The organism is Jiangella gansuensis DSM 44835 (assembly GCF_000515395.1).
Lineage (GTDB): Bacteria > Actinomycetota > Actinomycetes > Jiangellales > Jiangellaceae > Jiangella > Jiangella gansuensis.
Genome location: NZ_KI911782.1, coordinates 1,402,462 through 1,419,893, shown reverse-complemented (window position 1 = coordinate 1,419,893; position 17,432 = coordinate 1,402,462). Strand labels below are relative to the sequence as shown.

Here is a 17,432-nt window from a genome sequence, read left to right as displayed (position 1 = left end):
CGTTGCCCGGGTCGGCATGTCCGGGCCACCTGGCCAGGGTGGCACGTGCGACGATGCTGCTCCGATGACCGAGCACGTGGACCCACCCGAGCCGCCGGCCGGCGAGATCGTTGTGGACGAGCCGCCGCTGCCTCCGCGTACCCGCCGGCCGGCCGACGTGTTCTCGCTGCTGGTGGTGACGGCGGCGATGACGGGCCTGGTGGCCATGTCCATCATCGCCGAACGGACGATGACGGCCATCACCGCCGACCTGGCCGACCTGAACTCCCGGGTGCCGGGCAGCGTGGTCGGCATCGTCGACTTCACCGCCGACCTCGCCAGCGTGGTGATTCCGCCGGTACTGGTCGCCGTCCTCATGATCCGCGGCCGGGTCCGCACCACGGTCGAGCTGCTGGTGGCGGGCGTGCTGGCCGCGGTCTCCGCCGCGCTGGCATCGGAGTGGCTGACCAGCGGCCAGCTGCCGCGGCGGCTTCACGACACCCTGGTACCGACGGGGGACGGCGGCGACCCCGCGGCCGTCGCCGCCTACCCGGCGCTTCTGGTCGCCGTCGTGACCGTGGTGCAGCCGCTGGACGTGAAGCGCTTCCGGCAGGTGGCCATCTTCGCCATCGCCGGCGGTTTCGCCGTGCAGTTGCTGCGTGGCGAGGCGACGGTCGGCGGCATCCTCATCGCGGTCGGCATCGGGCTGGCGGCCGGGCTGCTCGTCCGCATCGTCGGTGGGCAGCCGTCGCTGGCGCCCAGCGGCCAGAAGATCGCCCAGACACTGGAGGCCAACGGCTTCCGGGTCAGCGCTCTTCGCGCCGACCCGGCCGGCGAGGACCGTCATCTCACGGCGGAGACGCCGGACGGCAAGCTCAGCGTCCTGGTCCTCGACCGCAACCACGAAGGGGCCGGCACCTTCGCCCGTTTCGTCGACCGTCTGCGCACGCGTGAAGAGGTACTGCCGCGGCACACGGTCACCATGCGCGACGCGCTCGACCGCATCACGCTGCAGTCGCTGGCGGTCAGCCGGGCCGGGGCCCGCACCCCGTCGCTGCGCACCGTGCTGCGCGTCGACGGTGACTCCGCCGCCGTCGTCTACGACCACGTCCCCGGCCGGCCGCTGGCCGACATGAAGGCCGACGACGTCAGCGACGAGATGCTGAGCGACCTGTGGCGGCAGCTGGGCCAACTGCGCCGGAACCACGTCGCGCACCGGCGGCTGTCCGTCCGCACGATCATGGTGGACGACGACGGCGCTGTGTGGCTGCACTCGCCCTCGGGCGGGGAGGTGGCCGCCGCCGACGTCGCCATCCGGGCCGACCTCGCCCAGGCGCTCACCGCCGCGAGCATCGTCGTCGGCGCCGACCGTGCCGTCGACACCGCCCTCGACGTGCTCGGCCCGGACGTGGTCCGCTCCGCCGTCCCGCTGCTGCAGCCGCTGGCGCTGACCCCGGGCACCCGGGAACACGTCAAGGGGCACCGCGAGGTGCTGATCGAACTGCGCGACCGCCTGGTCGAGCGCACCGGTGAGTCGCCCGAGCCGGCGCGGTTGCAGCGGGTCCGGCCGCTGTCCCTGCTCACCGGCGTGGGCACGGTCGTGGCCGTCTACCTGGTCGGAACCCAACTGTCCGACGTGTCGTTCGGCGAGCTGTGGGAGCGCACCGACTGGCGCTGGATCATCGTCGCCGTCGCGTTCATGCTCCTGAACTTCCTGGCCATGGCCCTGGGCATGCTGGGCTTCGTCCCCGAACGGGTGCCGTACTGGCGCGTCGTCGGCGCCCAAGTGTGCATCAGCTTCCTGCGCCTGCTGGCGCCGACCACCGTCAGCAACGTCGCCATGAACATCCGGTTGCTGACGAAGTCCGGGGTCGCCGGGCCGCTGGCCGCGGCGAGTGTGGCGGCCAACCAGGTCGCCCAGGTGGCGGTGACGTTCCCGCTGCTGGCGGTGCTGGCCGTCATCTCCGGCTACACAGCAGTGCCCGGGCTGCCGTCGGCGGGCACGCTGATGCTGGTGATCGGGCTGCTGCTGGCAGCGTCGGTCGTGGCGCTCATACCGCCGGTGCGGTCCCGGCTCAGCGACCTGTGGCGCGACTTCGCCGAGCGTGGCCTGCCCCGGCTGCTCGACGTGTTCACGAACCCGCGGAAGCTGGCCATGGCCGTCGCCGGCATCCTCGGCCAGTCCGTCAGCCTGATCCTGTGCTTCTACGCGTGCCTGCGGGCGGTCGGCGAGCACGTGAGCATCACCGCGCTGGGCGTGGTCCAGGTGGTCGGCAACACCCTCGGCACCGCGGTGCCGACCCCGGGTGGCCTGGGCGCCGTCGAGGCGGCGCTGACCGCGGGCGTCAGCACCCTGGGAGTCACGACGTCCGCGGCGGTGACCGCGGTGCTGGTCTTCCGGTTGGTGTCGTTCTGGCTGCCGATCCTGCCCGGATGGGTGCTGTGGACCCAGATGCGCAAGCGCGACCTCCTGTGATCCCGGTCGCCGGCAGGCGTGCGTCGCGGGTCGCGGCACCGTGACGAGCCTCGTCGTGCGACGATCGGTGAGCGATGACCGAGACGACCGAGGCGAGGCCGACGCGGGGTAGGTCGACCGGGAAGATCGTGGTCGACGAGCCACCGCTGCCCAGGCGTACCCGGCGCCCGATCGACGGCCTGCGGCTGCTGTTCGTGCTGACCGCCATGACGGCGCTGGCCGCGCTCGCCGTCGTCGCCGAACGGACGCTCACCGGGCTCACCGCCGACCTTGCCAGCTTCAACCGGAACGTGCCGCGCGGGCCGGTGGACGTCGTCGCGCTCGCGTCGCAGCTGGCCAGCCTGATCCTGCCGCCGGCGCTGGTGTTCATCCTGATGGTGCGCGGCCGCATGCGCACCACCGTCGAGCTGCTGGTGGCCGGCGCGCTGGCGTCGCTCGCCGCGGCGCTGGTCTCCACCTGGCTGGCCGGACCCGCGCCGCAGCGGCTGCACGACACCTTCGTCCCGACCGTGGCCGGTCTCGACGGCACCGCCGTGCCGGCCATGCCGACGCTGCTGGTGGCCATCGTCACCGTCGTGTCCCGCCTGGCGCTCAAGCGGATCCGGCAGATCACCGCGTTCGCCGTCGCCGGCAGCTTCGCGGTCTGGCTGTTCCGCGGCGACGTGACCGTCGGGGGCATGCTGCTGTCGCTGGGCATCGGCTGGGCGGTCGGGCTGCTGGTCCGGCTGGTCAGCGGGCAGCCGTCGCTGGCGCCGAACGGGCACAAGGTGGCTGCCGTCCTGCGCGCCAACGGCTACGACGTGTCGTCGATGCGAGCCGACCCGGTCGACAAGTACCGCCGCTACATCGCCGAGAGCTCGCAGGGCCCGCTCGGTGTGCTGGTGCTCGACCGCGACGACGACGGCGCCGGCGCGGTCGCCCGGGCGGCGAACCAGATCCGCACCCGCGAAGAGGTGCTGCCCCGGCAGATGGTGACCATGCGCAGCGCGGTGAACCAGATCACCCTGCAGTCGCTGGCCGTCTCGCGGGCCGGAGCCCGGACCCCCAAACTGCGCAACGTGCTGCGCATCGGCGGCGACGCCGCGGCCATCGTCTACGACCACGTGCCCGGCCGCGTGCTGGCGAACATGACCGCCGACGAGGTCACCGACGCCATGCTCGAGGACCTGTGGCGGCAGCTGAGCCGGTTGCGTCGCAACCAGGTCGCGCACCGCCGCATCTCCGGCCGCACCATCCTGGTCTCCGACGCCGGCAAGGTGTGGCTGCTGGACCCCTCCGGCGGCGAGGTGGCCGCGCCCGACCTCGCCGTCCGGGCCGACCTGGCCCAAGCCCTGGTCGGCTGTGCCCTGGTGGTGGGCGTGGAGCGCACCATCGACACCGCCATCGGAGTGCTCGGCCGCGACGTCGTCGCCGGCGCCATCCCGCTGCTGCAGCCGGTGGCGCTGGCCCGCTCGACCCGGCGCGACCTCAAGGGCCGCCGCGACATCCTCTCCAAGTTGCGCGACGGGCTGGTCAGCGGCACCGGCGGCGAACCCGACCAGCCGGTGCGCCTGCGGCGGCTGCGGCCGCTGTCGTTGCTCACCGGCGTGGGCGCGGTGTTCGCCGTCTACCTCGTCGGCACCCAGCTGTCCGACGTGTCGTTCAGCCAACTGTGGTCGCAGATCGACTGGCGCTGGCTGTTCGTCGCGGTCGTGCTCATGTTCACGAGCTTCGTCGGCGCGACGTTCGCCCTGATGGGCTTTGTGCCCGAGAAGGTCGGCTTCTGGCGGATCATGGGCGCGCAGGTGTCGCTGGGCTTCCTGCGCCTGGTCGCGCCGTCCACCGTCGGCATCGTCGCCGTCAACATCCGGGTGCTGACCAAGGCCGGGGTCGCCGCGCCGCTGGCCGCCGCGAGCGTCGCCGCCAACCAGGTCGGCAACGTCGCCATCACGTTCCCCACCATCGGCATCCTCGGCGTGGTCACCGGTTCGTCCGCGGCCCCCGACATCGACCCGTCGGTGAACACGCTGATCATCGTGCTCGTGGTGCTGGCGGCGGCGGCCATCCTGGCGCTGCTGCCACCGGTCCGGATGCGGCTGCGGGCGCTGTGGAGCGACTTCGCCGAGCGCGGCCTGCCGCGGCTGCTGGACGTGCTGAGCAATCCGCGCAAGCTGCTGGTGGCGCTCGGCGGCATCCTGCTGCAGTCGGCCAGTCTGATCATGTGCTTTTACACCTGCCTGCTGGCCGTCGGCGGCGCCGCGAACCTGGCCGCGATGGCGGTCGTACAGCTGGTCGGCAACACGCTGGGGATGGCGGTCCCCACGCCGGGTGGCCTGGGTGCCGTGGAGGCGGCGCTGACCGCGGGCGTCAGCACCCTCGGCGTCGGGGCGACGACCGCGGTGACGGCCGTGCTGGTCTTCCGACTGGTGTCGTTCTGGCTGCCGGTGCTGCCCGGCTGGATCATGTGGACCCAGATGCAGAAGCGCGACCTTCTCTGACCCGGCCGGAAATGATCACGTGGCCTATGGGTGTACCCGCTTCACCAGGCATGCTTGCCGCGTGAAGCGGGAGCACCCATAGGCCACGTGATCATTTCCGGACCGCGGCGGATGAGCTGAGAACCTCAGTACGACGGCTGCGAGGGGTCGATCTGGTTGACCCAGGCCGCTACCCCGCCGCCGACGTGCACGGCGTCGGCCATACCCGCGCCCTTGACGACGGCGAGCGCCTCGGCCGAGCGCATCCCGGACTTGCAGTGCAGCACGATCTGCTTGTCCTGCGGCAGCTTCTCCAGCGCCTCGCCGGTCAGGAACTCGTTCTTGGGGATGAGCACCGCACTCGGGATGCGGTTGATCTCCCACTCGTTGGGCTCACGCACGTCGACCAGGTAGAAGTCACGCTCGCCGCGGTCGCGCTCGTCCATCCAGCTCTTCAGCTTCACCACCGAGATGGTGGCGTCGGCGGCGGCTTCGGCGGCCTCGTCGCTGAGGGTTCCGCAGAACGCCTCGTAGTCGATGAGCTCGGTGATGGGCTCCGCGGTCGGGTCCTTGCGCACCTTGACGGTGTTGTAGGTCATCTCGAGCGCGTCGTAGATCATCAGCCGGCCCACCAGCGTGTCGCCCACGCCGGTGATCAGCTTGATCGCCTCGGTGACCATGATGGAGCCGATCGACGAGCACAACACACCCAGCACGCCGCCCTCGGCGCACGACGGCACCATGCCCGGCGGCGGGGGCTCGGGGTAGAGGTCGCGGTAGTTGGGGCCGTGCTCGTTCCAGAAGACGCTGACCTGGCCCTCGAACCGGTAGATGGAGCCCCACACGTACGGCTTGCCCAGCAGCACGGCGGCGTCGTTCACCAGGTAGCGGGTGGCGAAGTTGTCGGTGCCGTCGAGGATGAGGTCGTACCCGGCGAAGATGTCCAGGACGTTGTCGTTGTCGAGCCGGGTCTCGTGCAGCACGACATCGACGTACGGGTTGACCTCCTTGACGGAGTCCCGCGCCGACTGCGCCTTGGACCGGCCGACGTCGGACTGGCCGTGGATGATCTGGCGCTGCAGGTTGGACTCGTCGACCTCGTCGAAGTCGACGATGCCCAGCGTTCCGACACCGGCCGCGGCCAGATAGAGCAGCGCCGGGGAGCCGAGGCCGCCGGCGCCCACCACGAGCACCTTGGCGTTCTTGAGCCGCTTCTGGCCCGCCATCCCGACGTCCGGGATGATCAGGTGCCGCGAGTAGCGGCGTACCTCGTCGACAGTGAGCTCCGCGGCGGGCTCCACCAGTGGGGGCAGGGACACGATCGGCTCCGTCAGTTCGTGGCGTTCGTTCTCTCCTTCGCCAACGGTGCCACGTCCGTCGTCATTCCCGGACCCACCGTTCGCCTACTGGACAGATTCGTCCGCATGATGGACACGCCGGTGGCGTCGCGGAAGAAGTCGCGCATCAGGTCCGCCACGGCGCGCGGGTGCTCCATCATCGCGACGTGCCCGGTGTTCGGCATGAACACCAGCCGGGCGCGCCGCACGGTGCGCCGCCAGCGGGCCCGCGCCCACGGACCCACCAGACTGTCCTTGCTGCCCATGATCACCAGTGTGGGACGCAGGAGGTGCCCGGCCGCCCGCCACGCCGAGCGCCGTCGCGGTCGCAGGTACTGGACCACGATGGAGCGCAGCGCCGCGAGCAGCACCGTCTGCGAATGCGGCTGGCTCGTCCAACGGAAGCGCTGTTCGGCCGCGAACTCCAACTCGGCCACCGGTATGGCCGACCAGTCGGCGAACATGACGGAGGCCAACTGCTCGGCCTGCTTGTCCTGTGGTACCCCGTTGACGCGGGTCAGGATGCGCTCGCCCAGCCACGGAAGCGCGAGGAACGCCGTCGCACGGGCCGCCCATGGCAGCCGGTACTGCGGCATCGCCGGCGACACCAGGGTGAGTGTGCGGGCCAGGTCGGGGCGGCGGGCGGCCGCGTACACGCAGATCATTCCGCCGAGCGAGTTCGCAACCAGGTGCACCGGCTCGTCGAAGCGCTCGAGGAAGGCGATGACGTCGGCGACGTACTCGTCGACGGTGTGCCGGCCACCACGCGGGGACTCGCCGAAACCCGGCAGGTCCGGCGCCCACTGTTCGGCATCGTCACGCAGCTCGCGCATGAGCGCAGTCCAGTTGGTGGCGGACCCGCCCAGGCCGTGGATGTAGACGATGCGGGTGGTGGCGGTGCCCGACGACGGCGCCGCATGCCTGACGAAGACACGGCGACCGGTCGCGAGCGTGATCAGCTCGCCCGGCCAGCCCTCGATCCGTTCCACCCTCTCGATGTTGGCACACGAAGGGCTGTGACGATCCTGAACGGGTACGGTCGGGACAGACGAGCCCACGGCGAGCCGGAGGTGCACGGTGGTCGAACGCAGACGGGACGAGAACCCTCTCGCCGCGGAAGGCGACCTGACGGAGCAGGAACGCGCCGTCGTCGGCGACGCCGACGAGCCGGCTGATCCCGCCGTCCCCGACGGCGTCGACCCGGCCGATGCGCACGAGCAGCAGCAGGCCGTCGAGTACGACGAGGACGACTACCGCTGAGCCCCCGGGTGCCGGGAAGGATACGATCTGCGCAGTCGCCCCACACCGAGGAGAGCTGTGTCCACCATGCCCGCCGTGCCGTCGCGCGGCGTCCGCATGCCCCGTGACCAGCGCCGGATCCAGCTGCTGGGCGCCGCCCGCGAGGTCTTCGTCACCCAGGGCTACCACGCGGCGGCCATGGACGACATCGCCGTGCGCGCGGGCGTCAGCAAGCCGGTGCTGTACCAGCACTTCCCCGGCAAGCTCGAGCTGTACATCGCACTGCTCGACGCCAGCAAGAACGAACTGCTCGAGCGGCTGCACCGGGCGCTGGCCTCGACCGACGACAACAAGCAGCGCGTCATCGCCACCGTCAACGCCTACTTCGAGTTCGTCGACAACGACTCCGGCGGCTACCGGCTGCTGTTCGAGTCCGACCTGCCCAACGAGCCGGCCGTGCGCGAACGCCTCGAGCACCTGACCGAGCTGTGCGCGCAGGAGGTCAGCAACATCATCGCCGAGGACACGGGGCTGCCCCCGGAGGAGTCCACCCTGCTCGCGGTGGGCCTCGTCGGCATCGCGCAGGTGACCGCGCGGTACTGGCTGTCGTCGGCGGGCACCATTCCGCGGCAGGCCGCGGCCGAGCTCGTCGCCACCCTCGGCTGGCGCGGCATCCGCGGTTTCCCGAAGATCGACGGAGCATCCACGACCGCGTGATTACGCTCGCGGCGCACACCCGCCCGGCCGCGGAATCGGCTCGACTAGCCTGAGGTTCACCACACCGAGAACCGGTGCGTACGCGAGGGGAGAGAGAGGGTGGCCGTGGAGGTCAAGATCGGCGTGCACAACGCCACACGGGAGCTGGTGCTGGAGAGCGCGCAGTCGCCCGAGGAGATCGAGAACACGGTCCGCGCGGCGCTCGCCGACGCGAACGGGCTGCTCGACCTCGCCGACGAACGCGGCCGACGGTTGCTGGTGCGCACCGAGCACCTCACCTACGTCGAGATCGGTGAGCCGGTCGAGCGGCGGGTGGGTTTCGGCACCGTCTGAGCCAGTGACGTCCGGAGGGGCCGGGTCGCCGTGGGCGGCCCGGCCCTTCGTCGCCCCCGCGCGACGCGCTCACGCTAGGCGTTCTATCGCCACACCATGCATGCATTCCTGGTGGAGCGGGCGCACCCATGCCGGACGTGATCATTTCCACCCGCGTCGACGGGGCGGCGTCAGGCGGACAGCCCGAGCTTCGTCATCCGGTCGGAGTGCTTCTTCGTGATGCGGGCGAACAGTTGCCCCATCTCGGCGAGGTCCATGCCCGCCCGGCCGTCGTCGCCCCCGACGATCACCGACAGCAGCGCGTCGCGGTCCACCGCCACCCGCTGCGCCTGCGCCAGGGCCTCGCCCACCAGCCGCCGCGCCCACAGCGCCAGGCGGCCGGCCACCTTCGGGTCGGCCGCGATGGCGTCGCGGACCCGCTCGATGGCGAAGTCGCCGTGCCCGGCTTCGGCCAGGACCTCGCGGACCAGCCCGCGGGTGGCAGGGTCGACCCGCTCGGCCACCTCGCGGTAGAAGTCGGCCGCGATGCCGTCGCCGACGTACGCCTTGACCAGCCCTTCCAGCCAGTCCGACGGCGCGGTGTTGGCGTGGAACTGCTCGTAGGCGTCGCGGAACGGCGCCATCGCCTCGTCGACGGAGGCGCCCAGCTCGTCCAGCCGGTCGCGGATCAGTTCGAAGTGATGGAACTCGGTGACGGCCATGCCGGCCAGCGCGGCCTTGTCGGCCAGGGTGGGAGCCAGCCCGGCGTCGGCGGCCATCCGCTCGAATCCGGTCAGCTCACCGAGCCCGAGCACGCCCAGCAGGTCGACGATGCCGTCGCGGTAGACGGGGTCGTCGAAGGCGCCGGAGGAGCTCACGAGCATCAACGATAACGGTCCCCGGCGCGTCCCGGATGACGGTGAACAGCGGATGGAACCGACTTGCCGTTACACTGGCTGGTGGTATAGATGGCGTCCGGGCGAAAACGGGCGCCCCCTGGGGACGAACCGGACGTCCGTGCGCTCCACAGACGCTGCTGGCCCGCTGGCACGAATCGCCGGCGCGCGGCCTAGTGGCGCACGAAGCGCCGATCGGCTCAAACCTCGGGGTCCCAGCGACGAATGAGGCGAGACGCCCTGACAACCTTCACCGACTTGGGTGTGTTCCCACCCATCGCCGAAGCGCTCGAGCGCGTCGGCATCACCGAGGCCTTCCCCATCCAGGAAATGGCCATCCCGGTCGCCCTCACCGGCAACGACCTCATCGGTCAGGCCCGAACCGGCACCGGCAAGACGCTCGCGTTCGGCATCCCACTGCTGCAGCGCATCGTCGCCCCCGACGACCGCGACTACGCCGAGGCCACCGTGCCCGGCAAGCCGCAGGCTCTCGTCGTCGCTCCGACGCGTGAGCTCGCCGTGCAGGTCGCCAACGACTTCGCCACCGCTTCCACGGTGCGCCGGGCCCGGGTCGTCACCCTCTACGGTGGCCGCGCCTACGAGCCCCAGGTCAACGCGCTGAAGAAGGGCGTCGACGTGGTCGTCGGCACGCCCGGACGGCTGCTGGACCTGGCCGGGCAGGGCCACCTCGACCTCGGCCACGTCAAGGTCCTCGTGCTCGACGAGGCCGACGAGATGCTCGACCTCGGGTTCCTGCCCGACGTCGAGAAGCTCATCTCGCAGACACCGGAGCTGCGGCAGACGATGCTGTTCTCGGCCACCATGCCGGGCGCCATCGTCAGTCTCGCCCGTCGGTACATGCGGCACCCGGTCAACATCCGCGCGGAGTCCCCGGACGAAACGCAGACGGTCCCGACCACCGCGCAGTTCGTCTACCGGGCTCACAACCTGGACAAGCAGGAGATGATCGCCCGGCTGTTGCAAGCCGAGAACCGCGGGCTTGCCATCATCTTCAGCCAGACGAAGCGAGCCGCCCAGCGGATGGCCGACGACCTGCGCGACCGCGGGTTCGCCGCGGCGGCCGTACACGGCGATCTCGGCCAGGGCGCCCGCGAGCAGGCACTTCGGGCGTTCCGTAGCGGCAAGGTCGACGTCCTGGTGGCCACCGACGTCGCCGCCCGCGGCATCGACGTCGAAGGCGTCACGCACGTGGTGAACCTCAGCTGCCCCGAGGACGAGAAGACCTATCTGCACCGCATCGGCCGCACCGGCCGGGCCGGTGCGTCGGGCGTCGCCATCACGTTCGTCGACTGGGACGACCTCGCCCGCTGGAAGATGATCAACGAGGCACTCGACCTGCCGTACCCGGAGCCGGCCGAGACGTACTCCAGCAGCGAGCACTTCTTCCACGACCTCGGCATCCCGCCGGGCACCAAGGGCACACTGCCCCGCTCCGAACGTACTCGCGCCGGCCTCGACGCCGAGCAGGTGGAAGACCTCGGCGAGACCGGCCGCAACCGCAGCCGCTCCTCGTCCTCGTCGTCTTCGTCCTCGTCCTCGCGGTCGTCGCGAGGCGGTCGCCGGCGCACCCGCCGAGGCGAGCCGGCCGCCGCGGCCACCGGCCAGCAGCGAGCTGAGCACGGCGACACCGAAGCGCGGCCGCGCCGGCAGCGTTCCCGGCGCCGCACCCGTGGCGGCAAGCCGGTCGAGCAGGATGCGCAGCCGACCACCGACTGACCATCACGCACGAGAATCGGCGTTCGACTCCGGTGCTACCGGGGTCGAACGCCGATTCTCGTCGGGCGAGAGAGGTGTGTCCTCCCGGTGACCTTCGACGAAGGGGTGGTGTACCTCGGGGTGGAGGGTGCCGTCGGTCACCGGGAGGAAGCCCGGGCGGCAAAGCAGGCGCCCCCCACGTCGCCGATGCCGGGCTCGGGAGTCCGGACGTAAGCACCAGCCCGCCGTCTTCCCGGCCTGTCGGGGCCGGCGAACCGGCCCCACAAGCTGTGCATCACGCTACGGATCGGTAGCCACCGACGGCATCCGTAGTCGCTACGCAAATTTGTTCGCCGGGAATGTCGGTGATCATGGTCATCTGCCTCTACCGTTTCCGTGCATGCACGCCACTCACATGCCGGGACCGTGGCCCCTCGTCGGACGTGCGGAGGAGTACGCGTCCGCGCTCGAGGTCCTGACCGCGACCGATTCCCGCGCGCCGCACGGTGTGCTGCTGGTCGGCGAGAGCGGCGTCGGCAAGTCGGCCCTGGCCGCGAAGCTGGAACAGGCGGTCACCGTGGCCGCACATGTCGTCACGGTCACCTCGCCGAGCCGGGCCCAGCCGGTGATGCTCGCCGCGTTGGCGCCGTTGCTGGCCGATGTCCCCGCGCACGACGGCGCGAGCCCCATCTCGGTGTTCCGCGCGGCCGCCGAGCGGTTGCGGCGCGACTCGGCGGGCCGGCCGGTGGTGCTGCGGGTGGAAGACGGCCACCTGCTCGACGGTGCCAGCGCCGGCGTGCTGCGGATGCTGGCGACGTCGCGGGAGGCCCGGCTGCTGGTGACCAGCCGGCCGAATCCGGGCCTGCCCGACGACCTCCTCGCACTGTGGAAGGACGGCTACCTGCGCTGGATCGACGTAGAACCGCTCGACCGCGCGACGACGAGCGAGCTGCTGCGCACCGCGCTCGGCGGCGTCGCCGGCAGGGACACCGAGCGGCGGATGTGGGAGGCCTGCCGCGGCAACCCGCTCTACCTGCGCGAGCTGGTGCGCACCGCCATCAGCCGCGACGAGCTGCGGCAGGACCACGGGGTGTGGACGTGGTCCGGGCCGGTGGTGCCGGGCCGGCTGATCGGTCTGGTCACGTCGGAGCTGAGCCGGCGGTCCGCGGGCGAGCGCGAGGTGCTGGAGATCGTCTCGCTCGCCGAGTCGCTACCGTTGCCGCTGCTGTTCGAGCTGGCCGACACGGCCGCCGTGGACGCCCTCGTCCAGGCCGGCATGCTGGTCGTCGACGTGGACGCGAACCCGCCGACCGCGCAGCTGTCCCACCCGGTGTACGGCGAGGCCATCCGCAGCCTGGTCCCGCCCGGGCGGCGCCGAGTGCTGCGCGAGCGGGTGGTGCGGCACCTCCCGGAACCCCACGACGCGTCGCTGCCGGACCTGCTGCGGTGGGTCTCGTGGGCTCTCGAAGCCGGGTCGGTGCCTGACGCGGAGCTCCTCGTGGCGGCCGCCGCGCACGCCAACCAGCTGCAGCAGCCCGCCGACGCTCGCCGGTTCGCGGACCTGGCGCTGCTGGCCGACCCCGATCTCGTCGTGGTCGCCGGCGCGCTGGCGCAACGGGCCCGTGCCCATCGGGTGCTCGGCTCGGCCGAACGCGCTCAGGCCGACCTCGACCAGCTCCACACACTGCCACCGCACGCCGTGAGCACCACCCTGGTGGTACATGCCGCGGTCACCGGAGCCGACGTCCTCTTCCACGGCCGAGCCGATCCCGACGCCGCCGTCCGGCTGCTCGAGGAGGTGCTGCCCGAGGTCGAGGACGCGTCGGAGTCCGCTGCCGTGCTGCGGGGACACCGCCTGACGCTGCTCATGACGGCCGGCCACAGCGGCGGCGTGCTGGACGAGGCAGTGGCGTTCCTCGCCGACGCCTCGTTGCCCCTGCTGGCCCGCATCCAGCTGGTGCCACCCGTGCAGCTGGCGCTGGCACGATCCGGTCGGATCAGCGAGTCGCTGCGGCTCGGCGAGCGCTACCTGGCCGCGGCCCGCGAGTCGCTCTCCGAGGCCACCGCCTTCCTGACCTCCCTGCGCGCGGCCTGCGTCGTCATCCGGTTGTTCGCCGGCGACGTCGACGGTGCCGAGCGCATGCACGCCGACGAGTCGGACCTGGGCATCGGCCCGCTGCCGCAGCACCGCACCATTCCCGGGCTGGTCGACGGCCAGATCGCGATGGCGCGCGGCCGCTGGTCCGAAGCGATCGGGCACCTGCGTGCCGCCATCGCCTCACTGCGCGACCGTGATCCTCGCGGCATGCTGCCGGCGACGCTCGCGCTGGCCGCGGAGGCGTCGGTGTGGGTCGGCGACACCGAGGAGGCCTGCCGGCTGCGCGAGGAATCCCTGCGCGAGCCCGTGCACCAGGACGCCACCATCCACGGACGCCGCCGCCGGACCCTGCTGTGGGTGGGGCTCGCCCGGCGCGAGGCGGACGCCGTCGTGCACGCCCTCGACGCCGCCGATGCCGCCGCCGGCGCGGACCTCGCCCCGGCCGAGCTGGACTCGCTCTACATCGCACTGCTGGGCATCGCCGACGGCCTGCCGACGGCCGGCGACCTGACCCTCGACGACGTCGCCGAACGGATGGCCGTGGTCGCCAAGCGCTGCGACGGCATGTGGCGGGCCGACGCGATGGTCGGCTACGCGCGCGCCGTCGCCGCCGGAGACACCGAGATGATGGCCGCGACCGAGGTGACCCTGGCCGGCCACGGCGTCTGGACGAACCCGCCGCGGCAGCAGGCGGTGGCGCTGACCCGGCGGGAACAGGAGATCGCGCCGCTGGCCGCCGCGGGCATCTCGTCGCGCGACATCGGCCGCCGGCTCAGCATCTCCACCCGCACCGTCGAGAGCCACCTGGCCCGCATCTACGCCAAGCTCGGCATCACCAGCCGGGCCGAGCTCCCGGCCGCCCTGAGCGGCCGCTGAGCCGGGCCCGCCGGACCCACTTCTGGCGTGGATCAGGTGCGGACGACGACGATCGGGGTGCCGACCGGAGCGTGCTCCCAGAGCGCGACGGCGTCCTCGAGATCCTGCCGGATGCAGCCGTCGGACAGTGGCGTGCCCAGCTGGGACAGTGTCTGCACCTCGTTGCCCGAGGCGGTGTCGACCGGGATGTCGTGGAAGCCGATGTTGGAGTTCTCGCCCCGGAAGAAGCGGACCATGTACTCCATGGTCTCGGTGCCGTGCCAGCTCACGGTGTTACGTGAGGCGGAGAAGACCTCGAAGGTGCCGGTGGGCAGTTGGTCGAAGCGGCTGCCGGACACCATGTACGTGCGCACGACGGTGTCGGACTCGTCTACCAGCCAGACCTGCTGGCCGGTGATGTCGAAGACCACCCGGTGCCCGCTGCCGCTGCCGGCCGGGAGCGGCGCGGTGGCGGCGGGCTTGGCGTTCGGGTCGGGTGCCGGCTCCTCGGTCGGCGCCGGGCGAGTGGTCACCTTCACGAAGGCGGAGCGCATCAGCTTGGCCGGGACCGTGTCGCGGTCACCACGCGAGACGTCGTCGCCGACCCGGTCGGCCAGGGGCAGGGCACCGGTCTCGACCGGTGCCTCTGGGGCGGTGGCCGTGCCGGCCAGCCCGAACAGGCCCGCGACGAGCAGCGTCGAACCGCTGAACGCCGTCACGCGCAGGCCGCGCAGGCGGCGCGACCGCCGGGCGGCATGCCGGTGACCCGCTCGGGACGAGACGCCGTAGCGTCCGGACATCCGCGCTCCTTCACGTCAGTACGAACTCGACCTTCACCCTAGCCGCCCCGAACGATGTCCGGGGCGGCCTCCGGGGTGATCATGTGCCGGAACGGGCCGCGGTAAACGTGCGCTAGGCGACAAATCACCTCATGTCGGCTCGAGCCCGGCCCAGGAGGCCCGCGCCGGGACGGCTGCCCGGCCCTCCGGGCAGTGCTGGGCGAAGTCGCACCATCCGCACAGCGATGACGGCCGGGGCGGGAACAGCTCGTCGCCGGTGCGGCCGGCCTTGTACTCGGTATCGGCCTGTGCGCACTCGGCGGCGATGCCGTCGGCCCGGTCGAGGTGCCGGCGCAGAGTCCGCTCGTCGTGTTCCCAGACCGCGACGGTGCCGCTGGGCAGGTGGTGCAGCTCGACCCGGCGGCAGGGCGTGCGCAGCGTGCGGCTGGCCGCCGCGGCGTAGACCGCCAGTGCCAACGACGAGCGGGCGTCGTCGGTGGTCAGCACATGCCGCCCGGTCTTGTAGTCGACGACCACGAGTTCCTCGCCACGTTGGTCGACCCGGTCGATGCGGCCGGTGAGCGACGTGCCGCCGTGGATCAGCGCGACCGTGCGCTCGACGCCGCGGGGCTCCTCGGCCGGGTCGAGGGCCGCGACATAGCCGACCACCATCTCGCGGGCCCGCTTCCGCCACTGCCCGGCCTGGTCGGCGTCGCGGAAGCCCTCCGACAGCCAGTACTCGTCGACCAACGAGCCGGCCCGTTCGGGAGTGCGCGCGTCCAGCGGCAGCCGCCACCAGCCGGCCAGCGCGTTGTGCACCACCGCGCCGAGGGTGTTGTGCGCCCACGGCGGCCCCTTGGGCGGCTGCGGCCGCTCGAGGTAGGCGAAGCGGTAGCGGCGCGGGCAGTCGAGCCAGGTGTTCAACCGGGTCGGGGTGGCGCCGTACAGCCGCCGGGGCATGCCGTCGAGGATGGGCTGGCTCACCCGCCTCATTCTCCCCCACGCCACCGACATCGACGGCCGGGCGCGTCCGGCCACGACCAAGATCATGTTCCCTAGCGGCTCCGTAGCGACCGCCAGGGAACATGATCAAGGAGGACGGCTCAGCCGGCGCCCTCGATGAACGCCCGGACGGCGTCGGCGACCAGTTGGACCGCGATGGCCGACAGCAACAACCCGGCGATCCGGGTGACCAGCAGGATCCCGGACTCCTTGAGCACCCGCAGCAGCAACACGCTGAACCGCATCGACGCCCAGAGGCACAACAGCACCACCACGATGCCCAACGCCAGCGCCAGGAAGTCCAGCCCGCCGTCGGATCCCTGCACGAACACCATGGTGGCGACGATCGCACCCGGCCCCGCCAGCAGCGGCGTGCCCAGCGGAACCATCGCGACGTTGCCGGTGGTGGACTCCGGTTGATCGGCCTTCCCCGTCAGCAACTCCAGCGCTACCAGCAGCAACAGCAAGCCACCGGCGGCCTGCAACGCCGGCAGGCTGATGTGCATGTAATCGAGGATGGTGCGGCCGAAGATCGCGAACACCGTGATGACGCCGGCCGCGACGGCCACGGCCTGCCATGCCGCCCGCTTGCGCTCGGCCGGCCGGCGGTTGCCGGTGAGCGCGAGGAAGACCGGGACGGTGCCCGGCGGGTCCATGATCACGAAGAGCGTCACGACCACCTCGCCGAACAGCTGCCAGTTCATCAGCCTCCCCGGGCGTCCTTGGCCAGTGACCGCAGCCGCTCCCACTCCTGCGGCGCCGTGGTGTTCACGCCCAGCTCGTGGTCGGCCTTACCGGTGCCGTGGTAGTCGCTGGAGCCGGTGATGACAAGGCCGAGTTCACCCGCCAGCCCCCGCAGCGCCCGGCGGGCGGCGGGATTGTGGTCCTGGTGGTCGACCTCGATGCCGTCCAGGCCGTGGTCGCGCAGCGCCTCGATGGACGACGGCCCCAGCGCTCGGCGCGCGCCCTCACGTCCCCACGGGTGGGCCAGCACGCAGACCCCACCGGCGGCGTGCACGAGGTCGATGGCCTCGCCGATGGGTGGCGCGTACTTCGACGCGTAGCCCGGCCGGCCGACCGAGAGCCACCAGGCGAACGCCTCCTCGCGGTCGTGGACATACCCCTTCGCGATCATGGCGTCGGCGACGTGCGGCCGCCCGACGGTGGCGGCGTCCGGCGACCCGGTCAGGATGTCGGCGACGTCGAGCGGCATCCCCGCGGCGGTGAGGGCGGCGGCGATCCGGGCCAGCCGGGTGCGGCGGTCGGCGCGGACCCGGGCCAGCTCGTCGGCCAGCGCCCGATCGGCCGGGTCGACCAGGTAGCCGAGCAGGTGGACGCCGTGACCGCGCAGTTCGGTGGAGATCTCGACGCCGGGAACGACCTCGACGCCGGTCTCCTCACCGGCGGCCAGGGCGGCGGACCAGCCCTCGAAGGTGTCGTGGTCGGTCAGCGCGACGACGTCGAGCCCGGCGGTTTTGGCCCGCCTGACCAGCACGTCCGGCCGGTCGGTCCCGTCGGAGACGCTGCTGTGGGTGTGCAGATCGATGCGCAACCGGCAACCTCGCAAGGG

General features: G+C 71.8%; 14 protein-coding genes. 7 read left to right on the top strand and 7 right to left on the bottom strand.

The features are described from left to right. Window positions 1-64: 64 nt before the first annotated feature. The gene (locus JIAGA_RS0106960) at window positions 65-2,455 is read left to right on the top strand and encodes a flippase-like domain-containing protein (RefSeq protein ID WP_026875110.1); all 2,391 of its coding nucleotides are present in this window, start codon (window positions 65-67) and stop codon (window positions 2,453-2,455) included. A gap of 74 nt (window positions 2,456-2,529) precedes the next feature. Then, a complete protein-coding gene (locus tag JIAGA_RS28080) occupies window positions 2,530-4,932 on the top strand; it encodes a lysylphosphatidylglycerol synthase transmembrane domain-containing protein (RefSeq protein WP_051425809.1) in 2,403 nt (800 codons plus the stop codon). A gap of 125 nt (window positions 4,933-5,057) precedes the next feature. On the opposite strand, the gene moeZ is transcribed toward JIAGA_RS28080, so the two are convergent. Together moeZ and JIAGA_RS28075 are read right to left on the bottom strand one after the other, a co-directional pair. Further along, window positions 5,058-6,230, bottom strand: a complete 1,173-nt coding sequence (moeZ, locus tag JIAGA_RS0106950; RefSeq protein WP_026875109.1) for an adenylyltransferase/sulfurtransferase MoeZ — start codon at window positions 6,228-6,230, stop codon at window positions 5,058-5,060. An 11-nt stretch (window positions 6,231-6,241) separates the two neighbouring features. Then, entirely contained in the window at window positions 6,242-7,237 is a 996-nt protein-coding gene (locus JIAGA_RS28075; protein WP_051425808.1) for an alpha/beta fold hydrolase, read from the bottom strand. An 88-nt stretch (window positions 7,238-7,325) separates the two neighbouring features. Here JIAGA_RS28075 and JIAGA_RS0106940 point away from each other — a divergent pair, with 88 nt between their 5' ends. The 3 genes from JIAGA_RS0106940 (at window position 7,326) to JIAGA_RS0106930 (ending at window position 8,537) form a co-directional block, all read left to right on the top strand. Next, a complete protein-coding gene (locus JIAGA_RS0106940; protein WP_026875108.1) occupies window positions 7,326-7,508 on the top strand; it encodes a hypothetical protein in 183 nt (60 codons plus the stop codon). 66 nt (window positions 7,509-7,574) lie between these two features. Further along, a complete protein-coding gene (locus JIAGA_RS0106935; protein ID WP_026875107.1) occupies window positions 7,575-8,204 on the top strand; it encodes a TetR/AcrR family transcriptional regulator in 630 nt (209 codons plus the stop codon). Window positions 8,205-8,309: 105 nt separating this feature from the next. Next, complete coding sequence (locus tag JIAGA_RS0106930) at window positions 8,310-8,537, top strand: DUF3107 family protein (protein ID WP_026875106.1); 228 nt, start codon at window positions 8,310-8,312, stop codon at window positions 8,535-8,537. Between the two features lie 170 nt (window positions 8,538-8,707). Here JIAGA_RS0106930 and JIAGA_RS0106925 read toward each other — a convergent pair whose 3' ends face one another. Next, window positions 8,708-9,400 (bottom strand): ferritin-like fold-containing protein, encoded by a 693-nt coding sequence (locus tag JIAGA_RS0106925; RefSeq protein ID WP_035812203.1) that lies wholly within the window; start codon window positions 9,398-9,400, stop codon window positions 8,708-8,710. Window positions 9,401-9,637: 237 nt separating this feature from the next. Here JIAGA_RS0106925 and JIAGA_RS28070 point away from each other — a divergent pair, with 237 nt between their 5' ends. Both JIAGA_RS28070 and JIAGA_RS0106915 read left to right on the top strand, forming a co-directional pair. Next, a complete protein-coding gene (locus JIAGA_RS28070) occupies window positions 9,638-11,149 on the top strand; it encodes a DEAD/DEAH box helicase (protein ID WP_035812200.1) in 1,512 nt (503 codons plus the stop codon). Between the two features lie 379 nt (window positions 11,150-11,528). Continuing rightward, window positions 11,529-14,102 carry a LuxR C-terminal-related transcriptional regulator gene (locus tag JIAGA_RS0106915; RefSeq protein ID WP_026875104.1) on the top strand — a complete coding sequence of 858 codons (2,574 nt, stop codon included), beginning with the start codon at window positions 11,529-11,531 and terminating at the stop codon, window positions 14,100-14,102. 32 nt (window positions 14,103-14,134) lie between these two features. Here the strand turns inward: JIAGA_RS0106915 and JIAGA_RS32860 are convergent, their stop codons facing one another. The 4 genes from JIAGA_RS32860 to JIAGA_RS0106895 all read right to left on the bottom strand — a co-directional run bounded on the left by JIAGA_RS32860 (window position 14,135) and on the right by JIAGA_RS0106895 (window position 17,414). Further along, the gene (locus JIAGA_RS32860) at window positions 14,135-14,881 is read right to left on the bottom strand and encodes a L,D-transpeptidase (RefSeq protein ID WP_051425807.1); all 747 of its coding nucleotides are present in this window, start codon (window positions 14,879-14,881) and stop codon (window positions 14,135-14,137) included. A 129-nt stretch (window positions 14,882-15,010) separates the two neighbouring features. Beyond that, window positions 15,011-15,853: a RecB family exonuclease gene (locus JIAGA_RS0106905; protein WP_035812199.1), complete on the bottom strand. Its 843-nt coding sequence runs from the start codon at window positions 15,851-15,853 to the stop codon at window positions 15,011-15,013. A 110-nt stretch (window positions 15,854-15,963) separates the two neighbouring features. Then, entirely contained in the window at window positions 15,964-16,566 is a 603-nt protein-coding gene (locus JIAGA_RS0106900) for a MarC family protein (protein ID WP_026875102.1), read from the bottom strand. Beyond that, complete coding sequence (locus JIAGA_RS0106895; protein WP_026875101.1) at window positions 16,566-17,414, bottom strand: PHP domain-containing protein; 849 nt, start codon at window positions 17,412-17,414, stop codon at window positions 16,566-16,568. The genes JIAGA_RS0106900 and JIAGA_RS0106895 overlap by 1 nt, the downstream gene beginning before the upstream one ends. Between the last annotated feature and the right edge of the window lie 18 nt (window positions 17,415-17,432).

Excerpts from the sequence above, each read along its gene's own strand:
- JIAGA_RS0106960 (WP_026875110.1), top strand. The coding sequence starts at position 65 with ATGACCGAGCACGTGGACCCACCCGAGCCGCCGGCCGGCGAGATCGTT.
- JIAGA_RS28080 (WP_051425809.1), top strand. The coding sequence starts at position 2,530 with ATGACCGAGACGACCGAGGCGAGGCCGACGCGGGGTAGGTCGACCGGG.
- JIAGA_RS0106935 (WP_026875107.1), top strand. The coding sequence starts at position 7,575 with ATGCCCGCCGTGCCGTCGCGCGGCGTCCGCATGCCCCGTGACCAGCGC.
- JIAGA_RS0106925 (WP_035812203.1), bottom strand. The coding sequence starts at position 9,400 with ATGCTCGTGAGCTCCTCCGGCGCCTTCGACGACCCCGTCTACCGCGAC.
- JIAGA_RS28070 (WP_035812200.1), top strand. The coding sequence starts at position 9,638 with ATGAGGCGAGACGCCCTGACAACCTTCACCGACTTGGGTGTGTTCCCA.
- JIAGA_RS0106915 (WP_026875104.1), top strand. The coding sequence starts at position 11,529 with ATGCACGCCACTCACATGCCGGGACCGTGGCCCCTCGTCGGACGTGCG.
- JIAGA_RS32860 (WP_051425807.1), bottom strand. The coding sequence starts at position 14,881 with ATGTCCGGACGCTACGGCGTCTCGTCCCGAGCGGGTCACCGGCATGCC.
- JIAGA_RS0106905 (WP_035812199.1), bottom strand. The coding sequence starts at position 15,853 with ATGAGGCGGGTGAGCCAGCCCATCCTCGACGGCATGCCCCGGCGGCTG.
- JIAGA_RS0106900 (WP_026875102.1), bottom strand. The coding sequence starts at position 16,566 with ATGAACTGGCAGCTGTTCGGCGAGGTGGTCGTGACGCTCTTCGTGATC.